This is a genomic window from Corynebacterium tuberculostearicum, from assembly GCF_046097255.1.
In the GTDB taxonomy this organism is placed as follows: domain Bacteria; phylum Actinomycetota; class Actinomycetes; order Mycobacteriales; family Mycobacteriaceae; genus Corynebacterium; species Corynebacterium tuberculostearicum_J.
The window spans coordinates 477,365-499,586 of sequence record NZ_CP175770.1; the positions used below are offsets into that span (position 1 = coordinate 477,365).

Annotated in this window: 19 protein-coding genes, 1 tRNA gene and 1 pseudogene; 13 read left to right on the top strand and 8 right to left on the bottom strand. The window is 61.0% G+C overall.

What is annotated here, in order from left to right; genetic code table 11:
- Positions 1-53: 53 nt before the first annotated feature.
- Positions 54-1,250: an HNH endonuclease signature motif containing protein gene (locus ACKFRY_RS02430; protein WP_408923126.1), complete on the top strand. Its 1,197-nt coding sequence runs from the start codon at positions 54-56 to the stop codon at positions 1,248-1,250.
- Between the two features lie 28 nt (positions 1,251-1,278).
- Entirely contained in the window at positions 1,279-1,857 is a 579-nt protein-coding gene (locus ACKFRY_RS02435; protein WP_005326299.1) for an LURP-one-related/scramblase family protein, read from the top strand.
- A gap of 90 nt (positions 1,858-1,947) precedes the next feature.
- On the opposite strand, the pseudogene ACKFRY_RS02440 reads toward ACKFRY_RS02435, so the two are convergent.
- From ACKFRY_RS02440 to ACKFRY_RS02460, 5 genes and pseudogenes are all read right to left on the bottom strand, one after another.
- A pseudogene (locus ACKFRY_RS02440) lies at positions 1,948-2,659 on the bottom strand (IS6 family transposase).
- A 93-nt stretch (positions 2,660-2,752) separates the two neighbouring features.
- Positions 2,753-4,987 (bottom strand): copper-translocating P-type ATPase, encoded by a 2,235-nt coding sequence (locus tag ACKFRY_RS02445; protein ID WP_034668361.1) that lies wholly within the window; start codon positions 4,985-4,987, stop codon positions 2,753-2,755.
- A gap of 51 nt (positions 4,988-5,038) precedes the next feature.
- Positions 5,039-5,365: a heavy-metal-associated domain-containing protein gene (locus tag ACKFRY_RS02450; RefSeq protein ID WP_005328297.1), complete on the bottom strand. Its 327-nt coding sequence runs from the start codon at positions 5,363-5,365 to the stop codon at positions 5,039-5,041.
- Between the two features lie 140 nt (positions 5,366-5,505).
- Complete coding sequence (locus tag ACKFRY_RS02455; RefSeq protein ID WP_005328299.1) at positions 5,506-6,633, bottom strand: cell wall metabolism sensor histidine kinase WalK; 1,128 nt, start codon at positions 6,631-6,633, stop codon at positions 5,506-5,508.
- Positions 6,630-7,352 carry a response regulator transcription factor gene (locus ACKFRY_RS02460; protein ID WP_100067814.1) on the bottom strand — a complete coding sequence of 241 codons (723 nt, stop codon included), beginning with the start codon at positions 7,350-7,352 and terminating at the stop codon, positions 6,630-6,632. Before ACKFRY_RS02460 ends, ACKFRY_RS02455 begins: the two co-directional genes overlap by 4 nt.
- A 404-nt stretch (positions 7,353-7,756) precedes the next feature.
- On the opposite strand from ACKFRY_RS02460, the gene ACKFRY_RS02465 reads away from it, so the two are divergent.
- Positions 7,757-8,332, top strand: a complete 576-nt coding sequence (locus ACKFRY_RS02465) for a CueP family metal-binding protein (RefSeq protein ID WP_040425527.1) — start codon at positions 7,757-7,759, stop codon at positions 8,330-8,332.
- A gap of 71 nt (positions 8,333-8,403) precedes the next feature.
- Entirely contained in the window at positions 8,404-9,885 is a 1,482-nt protein-coding gene (locus ACKFRY_RS02470) for a multicopper oxidase family protein (protein WP_200436179.1), read from the top strand.
- Here the strand turns inward: ACKFRY_RS02470 and ACKFRY_RS02475 are convergent.
- Positions 9,876-10,172, bottom strand: coding sequence for a 3'-5' exonuclease (locus ACKFRY_RS02475; protein WP_200436178.1), 297 nt, complete (start codon positions 10,170-10,172; stop codon positions 9,876-9,878). The genes ACKFRY_RS02470 and ACKFRY_RS02475 overlap by 10 nt on opposite strands.
- Before the next feature lie 342 nt (positions 10,173-10,514).
- Positions 10,515-10,602 (bottom strand) — tRNA-Leu (locus ACKFRY_RS02480).
- 199 nt (positions 10,603-10,801) lie between these two features.
- On the opposite strand from ACKFRY_RS02480, the gene ACKFRY_RS02485 reads away from it, so the two are divergent.
- The 9 genes from ACKFRY_RS02485 (at position 10,802) to ACKFRY_RS02525 (ending at position 20,636) form a co-directional block, all read left to right on the top strand.
- Positions 10,802-11,635, top strand: coding sequence for a DUF3662 and FHA domain-containing protein (locus ACKFRY_RS02485; protein WP_005326268.1), 834 nt, complete (start codon positions 10,802-10,804; stop codon positions 11,633-11,635).
- Positions 11,636-11,660: 25 nt separating this feature from the next.
- Positions 11,661-12,113 carry an FHA domain-containing protein gene (locus tag ACKFRY_RS02490; RefSeq protein WP_005329668.1) on the top strand — a complete coding sequence of 151 codons (453 nt, stop codon included), beginning with the start codon at positions 11,661-11,663 and terminating at the stop codon, positions 12,111-12,113.
- Positions 12,110-13,474 carry a PP2C family protein-serine/threonine phosphatase gene (locus ACKFRY_RS02495; RefSeq protein WP_408923127.1) on the top strand — a complete coding sequence of 455 codons (1,365 nt, stop codon included), beginning with the start codon at positions 12,110-12,112 and terminating at the stop codon, positions 13,472-13,474. Before ACKFRY_RS02490 ends, ACKFRY_RS02495 begins: the two co-directional genes overlap by 4 nt.
- 3 nt (positions 13,475-13,477) lie before the next feature.
- Complete coding sequence (locus ACKFRY_RS02500; RefSeq protein WP_408923128.1) at positions 13,478-14,830, top strand: FtsW/RodA/SpoVE family cell cycle protein; 1,353 nt, start codon at positions 13,478-13,480, stop codon at positions 14,828-14,830.
- Positions 14,827-16,257, top strand: coding sequence for a penicillin-binding transpeptidase domain-containing protein (locus ACKFRY_RS02505; RefSeq protein ID WP_408923129.1), 1,431 nt, complete (start codon positions 14,827-14,829; stop codon positions 16,255-16,257). Before ACKFRY_RS02500 ends, ACKFRY_RS02505 begins: the two co-directional genes overlap by 4 nt.
- Positions 16,257-17,702 carry a serine/threonine-protein kinase gene (locus tag ACKFRY_RS02510; RefSeq protein WP_005329675.1) on the top strand — a complete coding sequence of 482 codons (1,446 nt, stop codon included), beginning with the start codon at positions 16,257-16,259 and terminating at the stop codon, positions 17,700-17,702. Before ACKFRY_RS02505 ends, ACKFRY_RS02510 begins: the two co-directional genes overlap by 1 nt.
- Before the next feature lie 3 nt (positions 17,703-17,705).
- Positions 17,706-19,664, top strand: a complete 1,959-nt coding sequence (pknB, locus tag ACKFRY_RS02515; RefSeq protein ID WP_408923130.1) for a Stk1 family PASTA domain-containing Ser/Thr kinase — start codon at positions 17,706-17,708, stop codon at positions 19,662-19,664.
- Positions 19,665-19,728: 64 nt separating this feature from the next.
- Complete coding sequence (crgA, locus tag ACKFRY_RS02520; protein WP_005326260.1) at positions 19,729-19,998, top strand: cell division protein CrgA; 270 nt, start codon at positions 19,729-19,731, stop codon at positions 19,996-19,998.
- A gap of 74 nt (positions 19,999-20,072) precedes the next feature.
- A complete protein-coding gene (locus ACKFRY_RS02525; RefSeq protein ID WP_286688558.1) occupies positions 20,073-20,636 on the top strand; it encodes a hypothetical protein in 564 nt (187 codons plus the stop codon).
- Here the strand turns inward: ACKFRY_RS02525 and ACKFRY_RS02530 are convergent.
- Positions 20,608-22,041: a phytoene desaturase family protein gene (locus tag ACKFRY_RS02530; RefSeq protein ID WP_408923131.1), complete on the bottom strand. Its 1,434-nt coding sequence runs from the start codon at positions 22,039-22,041 to the stop codon at positions 20,608-20,610. The two genes, ACKFRY_RS02525 and ACKFRY_RS02530, sit on opposite strands and share 29 nt — an antisense overlap.
- Positions 22,042-22,222 lie beyond the last annotated feature (181 nt).

A 22,222-nucleotide genomic window follows, 5' to 3' on the forward strand; every position in this document is an offset into this window, starting at 1 on the left:
TATAAGGTGTGAATCGTACACAAGTTCACACGATAATTTAGGTACGATGCGCCATGGAAGAACCCTACTTTTCCACGACCAACACCACCGACCCCACCACACGCTTAGCCTTTGAGATGCGAAAGGCGGAGTACGAGTTCTGGGTAAACCAAGTCCCAGAACTCGATTCTGATTTCGAATTAGTTACCCAATCCCTCTACCGCACCACTGGCGTCAATGAAGGCCGGATTGGCCATATCCTCATGGCGCTGCACCGCTTGGAAGAGCTGCCCGAGCTCCAAGCGCTGCAGCACCGCCTCTATCACTTGGACCTCGACCGGATTATTGCCATCAATAAGTCCCTCAACCGCTTGGGCAATCCGACGCCAGAGGTGGTGGCGCGCATCGATGAGCAGCTCACCGCTTACCTCACCCCTACCCGGCCCAACCAGGCCATGCGCACACAGGCGCAGATCAAGCGCAAGCTCAACGAGCTCATCAACCTCGCCGATGACACGCTAGCCGTCACCCAGGGCCCTACACAGCCGCGCTACACCATGGAAAATTGGGGCGATAACACCTCGGCGGTGACTTTGAGTGCGGACCCGGCGGTTATCGCGAGCGTCGATAAGTGCATCCGGCAGACCGCGCTGGAGCTAGATTGCTCGCTTGCCGACGCCGCCGTTGCACTCCTCACCGGCCGCACCCAAGCCCCCGAGATCATCCTCAACGCCTACAAGGCCACCGACGTGCCCAATTCCCCGGCGTTTATCGAATCCGTGGGCTGGCTCGACCCGGCGCGCTCCAATGCGCTGCCCTACACCAAAATCCGGGAGATGGACCCTAACCACGAGGTCAAGGGCTACGTTACTCCCGCCGCCATGGCCGCGTACCTGGAAGGTTTCGACGGAACCTGCCGCTACCCCGGCTGCAACCGCCCGGCATCTGCCTGCCAGAAGGATCACCGCATCAACCACGCGGACGGCGGGCCGACCACGCCGGCAAACCTCACCTGCTTATGCCAGCACCACCACAACGTAAAGACCGACGGCCGGGCCTTTTATGTCATGGATCCACATACACGCGACATCATCTGGCTTTTTGAGGACGGCACCTGGACCACCACCGAACCCTCTGGCCCATTGGCGCAGAAGAACAAGAACTGGGTGCAGACCTTCGCCCAAACCATGACCTCCCACCGCGCCCGAGCATATGAAGAGGCGCAAGAACTCATGCGCCAGCAGAAAACCACCCCTAGGGAGGAGGAATAAAACCAGCAGCTTCCCTACAGTGGCTGGTATGACGCAAAATTTATTCACACTTGACGAGCTCGTAATTACCCAGACCAAGTCCTTCCTCAACGATCAGTTCATGATCACCGATCTAGACGGCACCCCTGTGGGCACCATCCTTCAGTCCACCAGTCTCAAAGACATGGTGTTTAAATCCTCTCGCAGCTTGGAGGTTGCCATCACGGATGCTGAAGGCAACCCGCTACAGACGGTCATGACGATTTCGGACCCGCCGAATTTTCTGCGGGATACCTATGAGGTGCACTTGCCGGGAATCGAAAAGCCCATGGCCGTCATTACCAAGCGTTTCTCCATGCTCAAGACAAAGTTGGACTTAACCATGGAGGGCTTTGCCGACGTCGAAATTCACGGCGACTTCTGGGATTGGAATCTTTCCATCACTTCAGAAGATCGCCTGCTTGCTGACGTCTCTAACGAATGGACTGGCATGGGCAATTTCTTCATGGGCAAAAACACGTATCGCCTGCGCATCACGCCGGGCCTCAATGAGCAACATCACGCCGCCATCATCGGCGCCGTAATGAGTATGGATATGCTGCGCACTAAGCAAAAGAACAGCGACTAGGAAAAATAAAAAGGTGCTGTTGCAAAGTTGGGCGGAGAGCAGCGCAGACTCAGTTTCTCATTCCCTGATGGCCGCTGCGTGTGGGCGTTGTTAGGCCGTCTCGAAGACTCGGTTGACGATCACCGCGTCCGGGTTCGGTTGCCCGTAGGCAAACATCGTGCCTTGCCCTTTCCGCAATGAGTGCATCGCCTCCATCCCTCTCAACGTCCGATATGCAGATGTCCGGTTCTTAAACGCGCCTTTCGGCCCGAGGATCCGCTTCAGCCGACCATGGTCGCCTTCCAGGATGTTGTTGAGGTATTTCACCTGCCGGTGTTCCACTGTTGGCGGGCAGATTCCCTCTGACTTCAACTCGGCGATTGCCCTGGCTAGTGAGGGTGCTTTATCGGTGTTGATCACTCTGGGATACCCGGCTGACGCATTGGATCTGACGGCCTTGGCCAGGAAGCGCTTCGCTGCGGCCACGTTCCGCTTCGAAGAGAGGTAAAAGTCCAGGGTCTGGCCACCGGCAGTGATCGCCCGATAGAGTTAGCACCACCTGCCGCCGACCCGGATATAGGTCTCATCCACCCGCCAGGAACTGGCCTGCCAGTCAGGTACCTGCCGGTACCACCGTGTTTGCTTGTCCAGCTCAGGGGCGTATTTCTGGACCCAGCGGTAGATCGTGGTGTGATCGACCGGCACGCCCCGCTGAAGTCATCATTTCCTCCAGATCGCGGTAGCTCACCCCGTAGCGGCAGTACCACCTACCGCTCACAGAATGACGCCACGAGGGGAAATGACAACCGGAGAAGACACCCATGGCTGTGACTATTTCACGTCGCCCTTCCTACTGCCCCAACTTTGCAACAGCACCTTTCAGGGTCATATGGGGGCAGTGGAGAGAAGTGGTGGATCAGTGGACGGCGGTGGATGCCGGAGTAGGCGTGGCGTGTTCCTCCTTCGACTCGGCCGGAGCCAGGTGAGCCGGATCCAGATCAATGCGGCGCAGCAGCTGGGCGTTCAGGGCCACCACGATGGTCGAGGCAGACATCAAGATCGCGCCCACGGCCGGAGACAGCACGAACCCGATCGAGGCGAGCACTCCGGCGGCCAGCGGCACAGCGAGGATGTTGTAGCCAGAGGCCCAGATCAGGTTCTGGATCATCTTGCGGTAGCTGGCCTGGGACAGCTCAATCATCGACAGCACTGCCCGCGGGTCATCACTGGCTAGGACCACCCCGGCAGATTCCATGGCCACATCCGTGCCGGCACCGATGGCGATACCGACGTCCGCGCGGGTCAGAGCGGGGGCGTCATTGACACCGTCACCGACCATGGCCACGCTCAAACCCCGGTCCTGCAGCTGCGTGACCTTGGTGTCTTTGTCCTGGGGCAGGACCTCGGCGAAGACCTCATCGATCCCCAGGTCCTGACCAACCGCCTGGGCCACCTGCTGCGCGTCGCCGGTGATCATCGCGACCTTCACCCCGCGGTCCTGCAGGGCTTTCACAGCGGCGCGGGATTCGGGGCGGATCTTGTCCTCGACGGCCACCGCACCGATGATCTGACCGTCGCGGACAATATGGAGCACACCGGCCCCACGCCCGGTCCAGGCGCTGATGGTGTCAGTGAGCTCGGCCGGGGTGGTGAGGTTGAACTCGCGCAGCATGTTCGGCCCGCCCACGAGGATCTCAGCGCCATCGACAGTGGCTCGGACCCCCCGCCCGGAGGCGGCGTTGAAACCAGTTGCAGGGATTTGCCGACGGGCGGCCTCGGGATGGGCGGCCGCGGCCGCCACGATGGCGCGGGCCACGGGGTGCTCGCTGTCGGCCTCCGCGGCGGCGGCCAGGGCCAGCAGCTCTCCCTCGGTGACGCCGACAGCTGCCGCGACACCGGTGACCGCGTGCGCACCCTCGGTCAGGGTGCCGGTTTTGTCGAAGAGCACCACGTCGATGGTGCGCATCCGCTCGAGCGCCATACGGTCCTTGATGAGCACCCCGGATTTCGCGGCCCGCTCGCTGGAGATCGCAATGACCAGCGGAATCGCCAGGCCCAGGGCATGCGGGCAGGCGATGACCAGCACCGTGACCGTGCGCACGACGGCATCGTCCGGGCTGCCGATAATGGTCCACACCACCGCGGTGATCAGAGCGGAGATCAGCGCGAACCAGAACAACAACGCCGCCGCCCGATCCGCCAGGGCCTGGGCCCGGGAGGAGGACTCCTGGGCGTCGGCAACCATGCGTTGGATCCCGGCCAAGGCTGTGTCACCGCCGGTAGCCTCCACCCGGATGCGGACGGTGTTGTCGGTGGCCACGGTACCAGCGACCACCTTGTCACCGGTGTCGCGGAAGACGGGACGGGATTCGCCGGTGATCATCGCCTCATCGAATTCGGCGGCTCCATCGAGGATGGTTCCGTCGGCCGGCACCCGGGCACCGGCCCTCACCAGCACGACGTCGTCGACGACCAGGTCGGAGATGGCCACGGTGCGGGTGGTCCCGTCGATGACTTTCTCGGCCTCATCCGGCAGCAGGGCAGCCAGCGCGTCAAGCGCGGAGGACGCGGCCCCGAGAGCGGACATCTCCAGCCAGTGGCCCAGCAGCATGATGGTCACCAGCAGGGCCAGCTCCCACCAGAAGTCCAGCTCAAAACCGCCCAGCCCCAGAGTGGTGACCCAGGAGGCGACAAACGCCACGGTGATGGCCATGGCGATCAGGAGCATCATCCCGGGTTGGCGGGATTTCAGTTCTCTCCATCCGCCCTTGAGGAAAGGCGTTCCGCCGTAGACGAAGATGATCGTGCCCAACACCGGGGGGATCCAGGTGGATCCGGGGAATGCCGGGAGGTGGTAGCCGAGCAGGTTGGCGACCATGGGGCTGAAAATAACGACGGGAATGGACAGAATCAGCGACCACCAGAAGCGGTCCCGAAACATTGCGGTGCTGTGTCCGGCGTGTTCGCCGTGACCATGAACGTGGTGGTCTTCGTCCAGGGCGGAGTGTGGGTGATCGTGGGGCATCGCCTGGCCGTGGGTGTCGGCATCCGCGTGGTGTTCCTGGCCGGCATGATCCGGGTGGTGGGTGTGGTCTGTTTCCGGAGCGGGGTGATCACCATGGTGATCACCCGAATGGTGGGGAGTGCTCATGACGTTCCTTTCGCTCAACCCGGTCGGGGTCGAGATGATGGGTAAAACTGATCAGGATAAGACGGTGTAGCCGGCCTCCTCGATGGCCCGGCGAACCATCTCCGGAGGTACGACACCGGTGACCGTGACGGTGGAAACTTCACCAGCAGCGAGATCAATCTGGACGTCGTCGACCTGGGGGAGGGCCTGAAGGGCCTGGGTCACGCTTTTCGCGCAGTGCCCGCAGGTCAGGCCGGTGACCTGGTAGCTAGGGGAGGACCCTCCTGCTGACGAGTCGCTGGTGGCAGGGGTGGAGGCGGTGTCGGCACGTGAGGCAGGTCCGCAACAGCTGCAGCCGTGGGAGGCCATCGGCAAGAGGCGGGGCGGGGAGGTGATCATGGGAAAGCTCCTTCGGTTCGGTGGGGTGCGGCGATGCCGCTCTCTAGCGTATACCCCCAGGGGGTATATTTTCAGCATACCCCCTGGGGGTATATTTTCAAGGGGTAGAGGGCACGGCCCTCACGCGGGGCAGGGTGTGGTCACCGAGCAGCCTCCTCACTTTCGGGAGGGGACAGCGGGAGGCGGAGGGCAAACACCGCTCCGCGACCAGGTCCGGGGGAGGTGGCGGTGAGAGTGCCGCCGTGGGCCTCGATCAATGCCTTGGAGATGGTCAGACCGATACCGGCCCCGCCGTTGTCCCGGCTGCGGGCGGCATCCCCCCGGTAGAAGCGTTCGAAGATGTGTCCGAGCTGGTCAGGTGGGATGCCCTCGCCATCATCGGCGACGTGGATGAGCGCGGTGGACGCCCCCTGTCGGTGGACGCTGATTCGGACCTGCCCGCCGGCCGGGGTGTGCCGTAGCGCGTTCGACAGGAGATTGCTCATCACCTGGCCGAAGCGTTGCCGGTCCACGAGCACCCGGGCGGTGTCTGCAATGCTCTCGACCTGTAAATCGACGCCTTTGTCAGCATAAGCTTCCCCCGCGGCAACAGCGGCGGTATGGAGCAGATCCCCGAGCCCTTCCTCCGCCAGGTCCAAATCAATCCGGTGTTCCTGGGCCCGGGAGACATCGTCGATGTCTTCCATCAACCGGGTCAGGCGGGTGAGTTGGTCAGCCATGATCGTGTGGGTGGCATTATTCCAGTCCACGACCCCGTCCTGGAGACCATCGAGGTAGACCGTGAGCACCGATAAGGGGGTGCCCATTTCGTGGGCCAGATCAGAGAGCATCTGGCGGCGGACCTGTTCGGTGTGTTCCAGCCGGTCGGCCATGGTGTTGAAGGCATGCGCCAGGGTGGTGAACTCGGGGCCTGCTTTTCCGGCGGGCACGCGGATACGGGAGTTGCCGGCCGTCAGGCTGGTAGCGGCGTGGGTGAGATCCTGCAGGGGGGTGCGCAGACGACGCGATAACCACAGGCTGGCCAGCAGGGCGCTGATCAAGGCGGTGGGCAGGGCGACGGCCAGGGTGATCAGGTTGGCGCCCCGGTAGGCCTGCTCGGCATGGAACAGCTCCAGCGAGGGGTCCTCCCGGCCGGTCATCAACATATGATCATGGAACAGGGTCGGACCCACCATCGTGGCCACGGCCGCGGCCACCAGCAGGCTAATCACCACGACCAACACCTGGGCGGCCAGGAAGCGGAAGGTCAGGCCGGGTCCGTGATTCATGGCTGCCCCACCCGGTAGCCCACGCCACGCACGGTGTCGATAAACCCCCGGCCCCGGGTGTCGGTGCCGAGCTTGCGACGCAAGTTGCCGATGTGGACATCGACGATGCGTTCATCACCGACCCAGGTGGTGTCCCAGACCTCGGTGACCAGGTCGTGGCGGGTCAGCACCTGGCCGGGGCGCAGGGCCAGGGCAACCAGCAGCTCGAACTCCGTGCGGGTGAGCTCCACGGTCGTCTCCCCCACCCGCACCTCATGGGCGACGGGGTCAAGGATGAGGTCCCCAACGATCAAGGGGGTGGTCACCTGCGGTGGGGTGATGCTGGTGCGCGGGCGGCGCAACACCGCATGCACCCGGGTCACCAGTTCCCGGATGCTAAAAGGTTTGGTGATGTAGTCATCCGCCCCCAGGGTCAAACCGCTGATCTTGTCGTCCTCGCTGCCACGCGCAGTGAGCATGAGGATGTAGCAGTCCGAGAAGGTGCGGATGCGTCGGCACACCTCCAGGCCGTCGAGTTCGGGCAGCCCCAAATCCAGCACCACAACATCGGGGGAAAAGCGACGGGCCTCGTCCATGGCCTGGGTACCGGTGTGCGCCTGGCGGGTATCGAAGCCGGCCCGGATGAGGTAGGAAGCCACCATCTGAGCCAGGGGTTGTTCATCATCGACGACCAGCACCCGCCCCGGGGGCGTGGCGGTGGTCGGTGTGCGGTCAGCCATAGACCCCAGTATCGCTCCGGCCAGGGGGGAATACCACCCTCGCTCAGTACCCGGCGGGGAAATCTTCATCAAATCTTCAAACATCACCCTTCGACCGCCGTCACCCCTGTGTCCCACCCTGGGTCGGCGGCATCGCCTCCCCTGGTCGGTTCAGCAGGTGCCACCAGGGATTTCACTGTCTGCACCGCATACCCGGGGCGGGTAGAAGTACATCACCCACGGCTGTGGGGTGGTGTCCCGGTGGTGACCCAGCCCACCGAATTCACCCCCTTTTCGCCCTGTTATAAGGCTGTGAACAGGGTTTTTGATTTCTAGTCCGTCAGGCACCCGTGCTAGATAAAGGTATGGCATCGACCTTGAGACGGTGTCTTCTCATGGTCTTACCACGATCCAAGGAGATTGACGTGAAACGAGCAGCGATCGCAGCCGCCGCCCTTGCCCTCGCCCTCACGGGGTGTTCGGCTGCCGACCCGGAACCCACCGCCGATGGGACGGTGTCGCAGGACACATTCCTGACTGCCCATGGCCTGGCCGACATGGACGCGGTGGAGATCATTGATCACCTCGACCGGCAGAAGGTCACTGAGCGTCCCACAGATCTGATCGCCTCAGTACGTGCCGATGAACTGCTGCTCTCGAGCGATGACCAGGAAGTTGTGCTCGATCTTCCCGACAATCAGACGTATGTCTCGATCGCACCCTATCTCACCTCCACCCACGACTGCTTCTACCACAGCCTCACGACCTGCCAGGGGGAACTCGACAATGAGGATATCCAGGTCACGATCACCGATGAGGCGACCGGTGAGGTGCTGGTGGACGAGACGACAACCACCTTCGACAACGGGTTTATTGGCTTCTGGCTTCCCGATGATGCCACCGGCCAGATTGAGGTCAGCTACCAGGGCCATACCGGCACCACGGAGTTTTCCACCGCTGACGACGGTGCCACCTGTGTCACAGACCTGCGCCTGACGTAATGGCTCAGCAGGATCCTCACCTGCGCCTGTCTCCCGTGTCACTGAAATCTAGCACCAAGGAAGGTCAAATCATGATGAACGCGTTTTCCCGACGACAGTTTCTGCTCGGCGGGCTCGTTCTCGCCGGCACTGGGGCCGTGGCCGCCTGCACCAGCGACCCTGGACCCGCTGCCTCGGCACCAGGTCCCTCCCTTCGCCCCACTCCCACCCCCACTGCGCTCGGTGAGCCGACGGTGCGCCGGACACTGAACGCCCGGCCCCTCTCTCTGGATATCGGCGGCATCGAAGCCAAGACGTGGGGATACGTCTCTGACACCGGGGATGCGGCCATTGAGGCCACCGCCGGCGACGTCCTCCAGGTCGATATCACCAATGAACTGCCTGAAAGCACCTCCATCCACTGGCATGGCATCGCACTCCACAACGCAGCCGACGGTGTGCCCGGCATGACCCAGGACCCCATTGAACCTGGCAAGTCTTTCTCCTATGTTTTTGAAGTCCCCCACGGTGGCACCTACTTCTACCATTCCCACTCCGGCCTGCAGCTTGATCGCGGCCTCCACGCCCCACTGATCATCCGTGACCCGCAAGACGCTGAGGACCAGGACGTCGAGTGGACCATCGTGCTCGACGACTGGGTCGATGGCATTCAGGGCACTCCCGACGATGAGCTCGACAAGCTCACCGGAATGGGTTCGGGCGACCATAACGGGAAGAAGGGGATGGGAGGCCACGGCCATATGATGCACGGCACCCCGGACCGGGTACTGGGCGGGGATGCCGGCGATGTGATGTATCCGCACTACCTCATCAACGGACGTATCCCCCGTGCTCACCGGACCTTCGAGGCTCGCCCGGGCGACAAGGCCCGCCTGCGGTTTATCAACTCCGGCGGTGACACCATCTTCAAGGTGGCCCTCGGTGGCCACCGCATGACCGTCACCCACACCGACGGCTTCCCTGTCCAGCCCCGGGAGACCGAATCGATCTACCTGTCGATGGGCGAGCGTGTCGACGTCGAGGTCATCCTCGAGGACGGCATCTTCCCGCTCACGGCTTTGGCGGTGGGTAAGGACGACCGCGCCTTCGCCGTCATCCGCACCGCCGGCGGCCAGGCCCCCCGCCCCGATGTCGACTTCCCCGAGTTGTCGTCCACCGGACTGCTTCTGTCCTCCCTGAAGCCAGCAGACCGTGCACTCCTGCCCGAGGGCACACCAGACCGAGAAGTCAGCATCGACCTGGGCGGGCAGATGATGCCGTATGAATGGAGCATTCTCACCGACGGCCAATCCTCCTCCGCGACCGTGCAGGAGGGCCAGCGCCTGCGGATGGTCATGCGCAACAGGACCATGATGCCCCATCCCATGCACATCCACGGCCACACGTGGGCGCTGCCCGGCAGCGACGGGCTACGCAAGGACACCGTCCTTCTCCGCCACGGTGAAACCATGATCGCCGACCTGATCGCTGACAACCCCGGTGAGTGGGCATTTCACTGCCATAACGCCTATCACATGGAAACCGGGATGTTCAGCTCGCTTCGCTACGAGTAACCCCCACAGCAGGGGTGGAGTGCCGAGGTGGGCGGGGGTGTCCCCCGAGTAGCGGACACGGTGTTGGTGTCAGGGTTGAGCAGTGTGTGCCAGGAGTCGACGGGATTGAAGTATGCGTCAGCGCGCACGGCAGCAAGTTCAATGATGCGGTCGTAGAGCTTGTTAAAGCCGGTGGTTTCGGTATCAATGACCACAAAGACCGGCTCGCACGGCATGCGTGGGGTGTAGCGGTTGAGAAGGTTTTCTAAGAAGCCTATGGCCTCAAGCCAAGAGGCCCATACCGACATGCCCGCCTAAACGCTATCGAACACTGCAACCAACGTGGATTTCTGTGGATAACCACCTAGCCGTGTGCGGGTTGTCCACAAGGTTAGTGTGGTTGCCTTAGTGCTATGAGCACGTCGCAGGACTATCCGAACTCCACCCCAACCCCCGCTACTACGACCACTGGGGAGGGTCAGCGGCGGGGGCCGAGTTTGCGGGATATTTCCCAGCAGGAATTAAATACTGCTACCCAGTACATGATTGATGAGCATGGATATGCTGCGCACGAAGCAGAAGAACAGCGACTAGGAAAAATAAAAAGAACCGGAGTGGAAACTTCTGTGGTTTCCATCTCCGGATTTCGATGGTGCCCGGGGCGGGACTTGAACCCGCACGTTCTTATCGAACACTGGCACCTGAAGCCAGCGCGTCTGCCAATTCCGCCACCCGGGCAGGGTGTGGTTGTCTTAGCGACTTGATAAAGATACCACGAAGATCGCACAGAACTACAAATCTGCAGGAAAAGTGGATTATTTCGAGGAGGGGGTGGCGAAATTTCTGGGAACTTTCGCGTCGCCATCTACGTTTCGAGGGAGTGAACAAACTATACTGATCGCTACTGATCGCTGCATGGTGGAAAGGAGAATGGCTCGTGGCGTTTTTAGAAAAGCTGGCGAAGCTGGACTCCGCCATGCAACGCGGCCTTGATAACGGCATGGCCCTTGTCTTCGGCGGCAAGGTCGTTCCCGCGGAAATTGATGAGCTTTTGAAGCAAGAGGCTCAGGACAATCTCGCGCGCGGCGACGATGACAACCTTTATAGTCCGAACGTAATGACTGTGGGTGTCTCCTCCAAGGATTTGGAGAACTTGTCGCAGGATCGCAATTTGCCGGCCGATTGTGCAGACCAGTTGTCGCGCTTCATTCGCAATAGCGGATGGTCCCTTGCGGGCCCCGTGATCGTGCGGGTGGCGGAGGAATCTGGTTTGCGCACGGGTCAGCTTCGCGTGTCCTCGTTTATTGATCACGAGCCCACGGAAGAGACCGGTTTTGAGGCTATTTTCCACGACTTTGATGGTCAGGAGGACCAGATGACCGAGCAGCACGAGAATACGGCTGATGACGCGGTAACTACCGCTTTCATCGCTCCAGATAGTCAACCCGCCCCGCAGCCGCAGGGCCCAGCAGTCAACCTGATGCTGCAGGACGGCTCGTCCCGCGTGTACCACGTCCAGGAAGGCTCCAATATTATCGGCCGCAGCAATGACGCGGACCTGCGCCTGCCGGATACGGGTGTTTCCCGCCAACACGCGGAGATCACCTGGAACGGCCAAGACGCAGTGCTGGTGGATTTGCAGTCCACCAACGGCACCACGGTGAATGAAACGCCAATTGATAATTGGCTGCTTGCCGATGGCGACGTGATCACCATGGGCCATTCCCACATCGAGGTCCGCATTACGGGCCTTGATTCGCACAGCTACTAAGTTCAGTTAAGGAAGAGAGGTCGCCATGGATGCAGTCATCATGCTGGCGCTTCGCATCGGCTTGTTGGCTCTGCTCTGGATTTTTATCCTGGTGGCCTTAAACGCCATGCGTCGCGATACCAATAAGTCCGCCGGCGCTATCCGCCAGCAGTCGAAGAAGGTGGGGGCACCGCGGCGTCGGGAAGCGATTAAGCAGCTGTCCATCGTGGAGGGGCCCCTGCAGGGTTCCCATATGGAATTGGGCACGTTGGAGGACTGCACGCTAGGCCGCGCCTCTGACTGCGACTTTGTCACGGGCGACGATTATTCTTCCGGCCACCATGCCCGGCTATTCCGCCGCGGCAGCGAATGGGTTGTGGAGGATTTGGAATCTCGCAATGGCACCTTTGTCAATGGCGTGCGCATCGACCAACCCGAGGTAGTCGGCGCGGACTCCGAAATTAAGCTGGGCCGCACCACCGTGAGGTTGAACGCATGACACTGAAGCTGAACTTCTTTGCTAAGTCCGATCGCGGCCTCATTCGCGACAACAACGAGGACTCGGGCTACGCCGGTCCTCACCTCTTGATCTTGGCCGATGGCATGGGTGGCCACGCGGCAGGCGAGGTTGCCTCCGAACTGATGGTCAACCACCTAGAAATCTTGGACCAAGATCCGGGCCAGGAAGACACCAAGGCCCTGCTGGAAGCGGCCGCCGAGCAGGCCAATGAGGCCATCAGTGACCACGTCAAGGCGCATCCAGAGACCGAAGGCATGGGCACCACGCTGTCCACCATGCTCTTTAACGGCACGGATTTCGGCGTCTGCCACGTGGGCGATTCCCGCGGCTACCTGCTGCGCGACGGCAAGCTCAAGCAAGTCACCAAGGACGATACCTACGTGCAGTCCTTGGTGGATAAGGGCGAACTGGACCCAGGAGATGTCTCGTCGCACCCGCAAAAGTCCCTCATTCTAAAGGCCTATACGGGCCGCCCGGTCGAGGCAACGCTATTTACCCTCGACGCCAAGCCCGGCGACCGCATCCTGTTGTGCTCCGATGGGCTTTCTGATCCGGTAACAGCCTCCACTATTGAAACCGCACTGGGACAAGGCAGCATCGAGCAGGCCGGATCCACCTTAGTGGACCTGGCTATCCGCTCCGGCGGCCCGGATAATGTCACCGTCGTAATCGGTGAAGTAACTGAAGAAAAGCCCAAGGAACATGAGCCGTTCCGCGTGGGCGCGCTCGCGGGTCCTACGGAAGAGCCCACCCATCCGGATTCTTCTGCTTCGCGGGCGGCACAGCTCTCCCGCAAGCCGCAAGTAATTCCACCGGCCGTCATGGCCGAGGGCGAGGACGAGCGCCCCGAGCCTGCTGACGACGAAACGGAGGACGAAACTTCCGGTCGAAAGATCGGCTGGAAGGTCCTCATTGCCTTGCTCATCGTGCTCGCGCTGGTCATCGGCTTCGGTCTGTGGGCGAAGAACTTCTTGTCCAATAATTACTACGTGGCCACCAACGAGGCGCAGGAAATCACCATCCAACAGGGTGCTGACTACTCCGTCTTTGGCAAGGAACTACACTCCACGCACCAAAACGTGTGCATCAATGACAGCAACTCGCTGCTCTTTTCTGGCCAGCCCTGCGAGGGCGACTTCGCACCGCTGAAGGTCACGGACCTGCCGGAATCTGAGCGCAGTGCCGTCGACCATCTCTCCACTGGTGATCTCGGTGAAGTGCAGCAACAGATCAATGATTTGGGCGATAAGGCGCTCAAGCCATGTATCACTGCACCGAGCCAAAAAGATAAAAAGGATGCCAAGAAAAACAAGCCTGGCGTTACCTGCCGGGAGGTGTAGGTTGTGAAAAAGTTTTTTAGCCGAGGAACCGAACTCGGCCTGCTCATCCTATCCGCCGTCGTCTTCGCTATCACTTTGGTCAGCCTGGAGCTATCCCAAGACAACGCGTTGACCATGGACCTGGTTTATCTCATCGGCGGATTCATCGGCGTCTTTACCGTTGCCCACCTGGTGATGTGCTTCTTAGCGCCTTATGCCGATCAGATCATGCTGCCCATCGTGGCGATCCTCAATGGCATCGGGCTCATCATGTTGGCCCGCCTAGATCTGGTTAAAGAAAGCGGGCTCGCGGTGCGTCAGGTCATGTGGACCGTCGTCGGACTCGTACTCTTCGTGCTGGTCTTGGCCATTCTGAAGGATCACCGCTCGCTGACGCGCTACTCCTATATCTTGGGTGCCGCAGGCCTTGTCCTGCTGGCCCTGCCGCTGGTATGGCCGCAGCCTGCGGACGTGGAGGCACGCATCTGGATAAACTTGGGTCCGTTTTCAATCCAGCCGGGTGAGTTCTCCAAGATCTTGTTGATCTTGTTCTTTGCCATGCTACTGACGCAAAAGCGCTCCCTGTTTACCGTAGCGGGATACCGAGTACTGGGTATCTCCCTGCCGCGCCTTCGCGACCTCGCACCCATCCTGATCGTGTGGGCCATCGCGATCGTCATCATGGGCATTTCCAATGACTTCGGCCCGGCACTTCTGCTGTTTAGCACCGTCCTCGGCATGCTATTCATGGCCACCGGCCGGGTGAGCTGGCTGCTTATCGGTGTCGTTCTCGTCGGCGTCGGAGGTTTTGGCATCTACCAGATTTCCTCCAAGATCCAGCAACGCTTTTCTAACTTCCTCGACCCTCTGGGAAACTATGACGTCACGGGTTTCCAGCTCTCCCAGTCGTTGTTCGGCTTGTCTTCAGGCGGAATCTCTGGCAGCGGCTTGGGCGAGGGGCATCCAGAACTAGTTCCGGTGGCACACTCGGATTACATCCTTGCCGCAATCGGTGAGGAGTTCGGTCTCATTGGCCTCGCCGCCGTACTGGTGCTTTTCGGTATGCTGGCCACCCGCGGTTTCGGTACCGCGCTGCGCACCCGCGATACCTACGGCAAGCTGGTGGCATCTGGTCTTTCTCTTACCTTGGCCGTGCAGGTTTTCGTGGTCACCGGTGGCATTTCTGCCCTGCTGCCGATGACCGGCCTGACCACGCCATTCATGTCTGCCGGTGGTTCCTCTCTCATGGCTAACTACGTGTTGTTGGCGATTCTGCTGCGGATCTCTAACGCGGCTCGTCGCCCCATGCAGGAGACCTCGGGCAATGCTCCGAGCGATACCTCCATGTTCCCGTCGGTCCAGGAGGCTCACCGATGAATCGATCCATCCGCCTAGTGTCACTGTTCGCCATCATTTTGACGGCCATCTTGCTGGTCAACTTGACGGTGATTCAGGCTTTTTCTGAAGATAAATATGCCCATAATCCGCGGAATATGCGCGGCTTCATGGAAATGCAGACCACCCCGCGCGGCCAAATCTTTGCGGGTAATACCGTATTGGCACAGTCGACGCAGAACCCAGACGAGACCTACTCGCGCTCCTACCCCATTGATTCACCGGCCTTTGGCAACCTGACCGGCTACTTGTCGAGCCAATTTGGGGCCTCGGAACTAGAGTCCTCCCAAAATGACATCCTCAATGGCACTGATGATTCTTTAATGAAGCAAAACTGGCTCGATGCTCTAGCCGATAAGCCGAAGCAGGGTGCAAATGTAGAGGTCACCATCGATCCTGCACTCCAGCAGGCGGCTTACGATCAGCTTGTGGGCCCAGGTTACGAGGGCTCGGCGGTTGCCATTCAGCCCTCCACCGGCAAGATTCTAGCTATGGCCTCCAACCCCAGCTACAACCCCAATGATCTAATGGGTGATTCCGCCGAGGATGTTTGGGCCAACCTGCAGGAGCAAGAGGGACAGCCGCTGGTCAACCACGCCGGTGCAGAAACGCTGCCTCCGGGTTCCATCTTCAAGATCATTACCACCGCGGCGGGCCTGAACAACGGTTTTAATCCTTCCTCCACCCTGACCGGTTCCAATGTCATTACCTTGCCAGACACGGTGACGGAGCTGACTAACTATGCCAACCAAAAGTGCAATGGTCAGGATGCGGTGACCCTGCAAACCGCCTTCGCGCTGTCCTGCAATACCGCGTTTGTGGAGATGTCGGAGCAGCTCGGCGCTGATGAGTTGCGCAAGTACGCCAAGGCCTTTGGCGTAGGCGAAAACTATGACCTCGGCGTGTCTACCTCCGCCGGCACCTTGGGCGATTTGCCGGATGGGGCGGCCACGGCGCAGTCCGCCATTGGCCAGCGCGACGTCACCATGACCGCGCTGCAGGCAGCCGTCATGGCGGGCACCGTAGCCAATAAGGGCACCCGCATGCAGCCCTACCTGGTCAATCGCATTACCGACGCCCAGATGAAGGACGTTCGCACCACCAAACCAAAGAAGGCGGACCAAGCGGTTAATGAGGAAACTGCGGCGACGCTCACTGACTTGATGTACGCCTCCGAGCGTTCCTCCGCCGGATATGACGGTAACGGCTTTGCCTCGAAGACCGGCACCGCCGAGCACGGCGAGGGGCTGGCCCCGCACGTGTGGTACGTCGCCTTCGATCCGGAGCGGGATATTGCAGTGGGCGTCGTGGTGAAAAATGGTGGTAACTTAGGTGAGTCCGCGACGGGCGGCAAGGTTTCCGGCCCGATTGGCCGCGCCATCCTGCGCGCATACCAGGGGGAGCAGTAATGAATAGCGCCGAGAATAAGGAACATCTCCAAGCACTGATTGGCAGCGACTACGAGCTGCAGTGGGTAATCGGCCACGGCGGAATGTCCACCGTGTGGCTGGCTGATGACACCCGCAATGATCGGGAGGTAGCGCTCAAGGTTCTGCGTCCGGAATTTTCCGATAACCAGGAGTTCCTCTCGCGCTTCCGCAACGAGGCGAAATCGGCCGAATCCATTCAGTCCGAGAACGTGGTGGCCACTTATGACTACCGCGAGCTAGAGGATAACGGCCGCAAGTTCTGCTTCATGGCCTTGGAGTATGTGCGCGGCGAATCCCTCGCGGACCTTTTGGCGCGCGAAAATACGCTGCAAGAAGAGCTCGCTCTCGACGTTCTCGAGCAAGCGGCGCATGGCCTATCCATCATTCACCGCATGGAGCTGGTCCACCGCGATATCAAGCCCGGCAACCTCCTCATTACGCAAAATGGCCAGGTCAAGATCACGGACTTTGGCATTGCCAAGGCGGCCGCGGCCGTTCCGCTGACCCGCACCGGCATGGTGGTGGGTACCGCACAGTATGTATCGCCTGAGCAAGCACAGGGCAAGGACGTCACGCCGGCTTCCGATGTCTATTCGCTCGGCGTCGTCGGCTATGAAATGCTCGCCGGCAAGCGTCCCTTTACCGGAGATTCCTCCGTATCCATCGCTTTGGCCCACATCAACCAGGAGCCGGAGCCACTATCGACGAATATCAGCGCCCCTGCGCGCGAGCTCATTCGCATTGCGTTGCGCAAGGATCCGGCCACCCGCTATGCCGATGGCAATGAGTTCACCCTGGCCATCTCCGCAGTTCGCTTGGGCAAGCGCCCGCCGCAGCCTAAGTCCGCCCCGCTAACGCAACGCGCACCCGAGCCCTCACCGTCAGCATCGACGGAGATGCTGGGAAACGTTGCCCAACCCACCACCATCCATCCGGCTGCAGGAACCGCTCCCACAAAAAAGTCCAAGGGTGGCTCCTCCTTCCTGAAGGGCCTGGGTATCACCCTGCTCCTCGCAGCCGTGGCCGGTGGTGGTTACGCTGCCTACCACAACTTGAGCGATAACGAGGGAAAAAGCGAGCCCTCCAGCACGCCGGAGACCTCGGTGGTTACGGAGTATCGCGATCCCACCACCACCCCGCAGGACACCCCGGACGAAGATACGGAAGAGGCCCCAGAACCGGTGACGGTGACAGAGACGGAGCCGCAGGAATCCAATCTGGAAGAAGCCCCGCGCACGACTCACCGCGAGGCACCCACGCGCCACTCGCCTACTCGCCAGGAACAGCCCCCGGCCGTACCAACGCAACAGAATCCGCAGGATACGCACGTTGAAACTACACCTGAGCTGGATACTCCAGTAAACTCGCAGGCTAATGAGCTCCCCGGAGACTTGGCCGATCTACTTACACAGGAGGGTGACTAAGCGATGGTCAATGACCGCTATCGGAGAGGCGAGATCATCGGCGCCGGTGGCATGTCTGAGGTCTATGCTGCCGAAGACACCGTCCTAGGCCGCCAAGTGGCGGTGAAGATGCTCCGACCGGAAATGGCGCGCGACGTCAACTTCCGCGAGCGTTTTTACCGCGAGGCCCAGAACTCGGGCAAGCTGAATCACCCCAATATCGTGGCGGTTTATGACACCGGTGAAACCGAGCTGGATGGCATGACCATCCCATATATCGTCATGGAGCGGGTCAACGGCCGCACCTTGCGCGATATCATTCGCGAGGATGGCGCTCTGTCCGCCCAAGAGGCCGCAGATATCCTCAAACCGGTAGCGGATGCACTACAAGCCTCGCACGAGGCCGGTATTATCCACCGCGATATCAAGCCGGCAAATATTATGCTCACCAACACCGGCCAGGTGAAGGTGATGGACTTCGGCATCGCCCGTGCCTTGGATGACTCCACCTCGGCGATGACGCAAACCTCCGCCGTTATCGGCACCGCCCAGTACCTTTCTCCGGAGCAGGCCCGCGGTAAGAACGCGGATGCCCGCTCCGATGTCTATGCACTGGGCTGCGTGCTCTATGAGGCCCTTACCGGTCAGACCCCATTTGAAGGCGAAACCCCCTTTGCAGTTGCATATCAACATGTACAGGAAGAGCCGACCCCGCCGTCGGAGCTCATCGCGGATCCCTCGCTGACTCCTACCCAACGCGTCAATATCGATGCGGTAGTACTTACCGCTATGGCCAAGCACCCGGCGGATCGTTATCAGTCCGCTTGGGAGATGGCCGGCGATCTGGAGCGCCTGCGCAACGGGCAGGTCACCGCTGCAGCGCGCATGCACGTCAACGAGGAAGAAGACGAGCAGCCTACCGAAATGGTCGGCGCCGCCGCACCAGCTGCGGCCGCGCACCGCGCGCCAATCCAGTCCACCCGCCCCACCGAGGACGATGACAATCAGGGTGGCGGCTGGATGAAGTGGCTGGCAGCCTTCCTGGCCGCCCTCTTGGTGGCCATCGTGGGCTACTTCGCCTGGGATTTCTTCTCCAACGATAAAGACTCTGAGGATAAGCCACGCCAGACCCAATCGGCCCGCGAGGACAAAATCACCGTGCCCGAGGTGGAAAACCGCCCGCGCAACGAAGTTGTCAAGGAACTAGAAGACATGGGTCTGCAGGTCACCGTCAATGAGGAGGCCAACCCGGATATTCCACGCAATAATGCCATCCGCATTAATCCGGCCCCAGGCTCCGAGCTGCAGAAGAATGCCTCGGTCACGCTGACTGTGTCCTCCGGCAAGGAGATTACGGATGTTCCAGATATCACCGGCATGACCTTGGACGAAGCCTCCCATGCCCTCGAAGAGGCAGGCTTGGCACTCAACTCCGATGTCTCGGAAGAAAACAATGAAGCACCAGCCGGCCAAATCATCAAGCAGGACCCGGCCGGCGGCACGCAGCTATCCAAGGGTTCGAAGGTACGGGTAACGGTATCTAAGGGCGTCGAGAAGAAGCGCGTGCCCGATGTTGCCGGCATGAGTGTCGAGGATGCCCAGAGCCGCCTAGAGTCGAATGATTTTGACGTAGACGTGCGCGAGGTAGATTCCTTGGAGCCGAAGGGCACGGTGCTTAGCGTCTCCAATCAGGGCGCGGAGCTGGAAAAGGGCAAGCCCGTTACCGTTGAGGTATCCAATGGAATGCTCTTTAAGGCCCCTGACCTGGTACGCAAGAATGAAGGCCAGGCCGAGGCTGCGCTGCGGGAGGCCGGCTGGACCGGGCGGTTCATCGTGGGCGAGCCGGCACCTACCGGTGCCTTGGTGGATGCCAATAAGATTGGCTGGGCGTCTGTGAACCCGGGCGATACCGTGCGCAAGGATCAAAATATTGATATCCGCCTGTGGAACTTCGACCCCGCTGCACTTCTGCCGCAGCCATAACTGCTGGTATCCTAAGGCCTCAGTACGAACTTAGATAAGAACTTAAATCTAGAAAAGGTATCTTATGCCGAAGTCAAAGATTTCCCAGAGCTCCTCCGTCCCTACCTCGAGCTCTGCTACCAACCGCACGCCCGTCAAGATCAATTCTGAGGGCACCCCGAAGTGGTACGTCGCCATCATGCTGGGCCTGATGGTCATCGGCCTGCTGTGGCTTGTGGTCAATTACCTCGCTGGCCAGGACATCCCGTTCATGGCAGACCTCGGCGCTTGGAATTACGGCATTGGCTTCGGGCTCGCCATCATTGGCCTGTTGATGACCATGGGGTGGCGCTAAACTAGAGCTCCCAGCCTGTTCCCTCGCTCCCTACTTCCTGTAGGTGGCGAGGATTTTTCATACCTAGGAGCCACATGTCTCGCCATATTCTTGCTGCTGGCCTCATCATTGCGGTTGCCTACGCGGTCGTGCATATCGCGTTTGCCGACGCCACCCTCCTCACCGGCGCCGCTCCCCTCCGCCTTTCCCTGCGCAACTACCTAGGCAACGTCTTGGGCTCGGGCATGGTGTGGGGAATCTTTAGCTACCTCATGGGTAAGGATTTTCCAGGCCGGTGGCTCAAAGCACTCCTGGCCGGTACGGGAATCATCGTTATGATGCTGGCCGTGCACTACGCCTTGCTCGTGGTCTTCGGTGTGTATAGCTGGCGCGAGGCATTCGAGTACAACGCCCAGTGGTTCCTCCTGGCGCTCATCTCTGGACCCGTTCTGGGGCTAGCCGGCGCGGCCGCAGCACGGTTCCGCTGGTTCGACTATCTCGCCGTCCTTGGCTTCCTCCTCGAGCCCGTGATTGCCGGGTTCATCCCAGGCAGTTCCTACCTGCCCCGCACCACGACCATTCCTGGGTACTTCGCCGCCGCGACTCTCTGGCTCATCGGTGCGGGCTTCTTTATTTGGCAGCGTCGCTCCACGCGCTAAGCGCTTCTTCGGCGGCCCACCACCCCGGCATGCCGTGCACGCCAGCGCCGGGCGCGGCCGAGCTAGAGGCCATAAAAACTCCCGGGGCGAGGCGGTGCGGATGGGCCGACAAGCGTGGACGCAGGAGGGTTTGCAGCCTAGTCATGGCACCGCCGGCAATATCACCGCCCACCAGATTGGGATTCCATCGCTCCAGATCGGCCGGGCTCGTAGCGTGGGTCGACAGGATGGTATCGCGAAATCCGGCGGCAAAGCGCTCGATCTGGGCGGCAATCAGCTCGGTGACCTCGCCTGGATAGCGCTCCACATAGCCGCGTGGGACATGCGCATAGGTCCACAGCGTTTGCCCTCGGGAGGGGTCTGCCACGTATTGCTGGCAGGCCAATACCAAGGGGCGCTTAGGCATGCGCCGCTTGCCGACGTCCCCCTCAGCCCCACATATCTCCTCCAGCGTGCCTCCCACATGCACGCTGCCGGCCTGACCCACGCGCGGATCGGCCCACGGGACGGGTTCGCTGAGATGGAAGTCCACTTTGAAGACGGCGCTGCCATAGCGCCAGCGGGCCAGGCTCCGCCGAGTGCCGTCCCGCAGTTCCAGACCGCCCAGCCGCATTGTCTGGCGCGGGGTGAGGTTCAGGATGGTCGCATCGGCCGGAGGCAGCTCCCGCAGATCGGTGACCTCGCATCCGGTGTGAAGGCGGGCGTGGTGGGAGCGCAGGAGGTTAAGGAGGGCGTCGATAAGAGCGCCGGTGCCACCCTCCACCACGGGCCAGCCGCGGGTCATGCCCAGCCCGCCAAAGAGCAGGCCGAACGCCGAGGTAAAAGGCGTAGTGGGCGAGGTGATCGCGTGTACCGCGCTGCCCGCAAAGAGGGCGCGTGCCTGGGGCGTGCGGAAGGCCGCGCGCGCCAAGCTGCTGGCGGGCAAAACTCCAGCCGCGCCAAACTGCGCCAAGCGCACAGGGCGATCTGGCCAGCGCACCAGCGGGGTAAGCGCGTTGTCCACATGCTCATCGATGTGGCGGACAATGTGCCCGTGCAGCCGCCTCCACGCCTGGGCATCGGTCCCCAACTCCGCCGCCGTATCCGCCAAGGAACCGTGCAGGATCCCGGCCGGCGCGCCTTCGAGCGGATGAGCCATGGGATAAGGAGCATTGCGCCACCGCACACCGTAGGCATCCAAGTTCAGGGCGCGAAAGGCCGGGCTCGCTATGCCAAAGGGGTGCCCAGCCGCACCGAGATCCACAATCGTGCCCGGGAAAATCTCCGCGGAGGATGCCGCCGCACCACCGGCCCGGCCGGCGCGCTCGTAGATATCCACACGCCATCCGGCCATAGCCAGCCGCGCCGCGGCCGTGAGCCCATTCGGGCCTGCGCCGACGATCACAGCGCGAGGTTGATAATCCACAATGCTCCTTATGCAGGTCAGTGCCCAAATTTATCAGTCTTGTTAACACAATGGGTAGAAAGTTATCCACAGGCTGTGGAGAAAACCTGTGAAATGTGAATTTCACACAATTATTAACACCCTGTGGATAACTGTTTTCACGGGCTTCCACAAGCTGATTTTCACCCTTTCACACGGCCCA

Excerpts from the sequence above, each read along its gene's own strand:
- ACKFRY_RS02510 (WP_005329675.1), top strand. The coding sequence starts at position 16,257 with ATGAATAGCGCCGAGAATAAGGAACATCTCCAAGCACTGATTGGCAGC.
- pknB (WP_408923130.1), top strand. The coding sequence starts at position 17,706 with ATGGTCAATGACCGCTATCGGAGAGGCGAGATCATCGGCGCCGGTGGC.
- ACKFRY_RS02505 (WP_408923129.1), top strand. The coding sequence starts at position 14,827 with ATGAATCGATCCATCCGCCTAGTGTCACTGTTCGCCATCATTTTGACG.
- ACKFRY_RS02475 (WP_200436178.1), bottom strand. The coding sequence starts at position 10,172 with ATGTCGGTATGGGCCTCTTGGCTTGAGGCCATAGGCTTCTTAGAAAAC.
- ACKFRY_RS02495 (WP_408923127.1), top strand. The coding sequence starts at position 12,110 with ATGACACTGAAGCTGAACTTCTTTGCTAAGTCCGATCGCGGCCTCATT.
- ACKFRY_RS02525 (WP_286688558.1), top strand. The coding sequence starts at position 20,073 with ATGTCTCGCCATATTCTTGCTGCTGGCCTCATCATTGCGGTTGCCTAC.
- ACKFRY_RS02455 (WP_005328299.1), bottom strand. The coding sequence starts at position 6,633 with ATGAATCACGGACCCGGCCTGACCTTCCGCTTCCTGGCCGCCCAGGTG.
- crgA (WP_005326260.1), top strand. The coding sequence starts at position 19,729 with ATGCCGAAGTCAAAGATTTCCCAGAGCTCCTCCGTCCCTACCTCGAGC.
- ACKFRY_RS02435 (WP_005326299.1), top strand. The coding sequence starts at position 1,279 with ATGACGCAAAATTTATTCACACTTGACGAGCTCGTAATTACCCAGACC.
- ACKFRY_RS02445 (WP_034668361.1), bottom strand. The coding sequence starts at position 4,987 with ATGAGCACTCCCCACCATTCGGGTGATCACCATGGTGATCACCCCGCT.
- ACKFRY_RS02490 (WP_005329668.1), top strand. The coding sequence starts at position 11,661 with ATGGATGCAGTCATCATGCTGGCGCTTCGCATCGGCTTGTTGGCTCTG.
- ACKFRY_RS02450 (WP_005328297.1), bottom strand. The coding sequence starts at position 5,365 with ATGATCACCTCCCCGCCCCGCCTCTTGCCGATGGCCTCCCACGGCTGC.
- ACKFRY_RS02460 (WP_100067814.1), bottom strand. The coding sequence starts at position 7,352 with ATGGCTGACCGCACACCGACCACCGCCACGCCCCCGGGGCGGGTGCTG.
- ACKFRY_RS02470 (WP_200436179.1), top strand. The coding sequence starts at position 8,404 with ATGATGAACGCGTTTTCCCGACGACAGTTTCTGCTCGGCGGGCTCGTT.
- ACKFRY_RS02430 (WP_408923126.1), top strand. The coding sequence starts at position 54 with ATGGAAGAACCCTACTTTTCCACGACCAACACCACCGACCCCACCACA.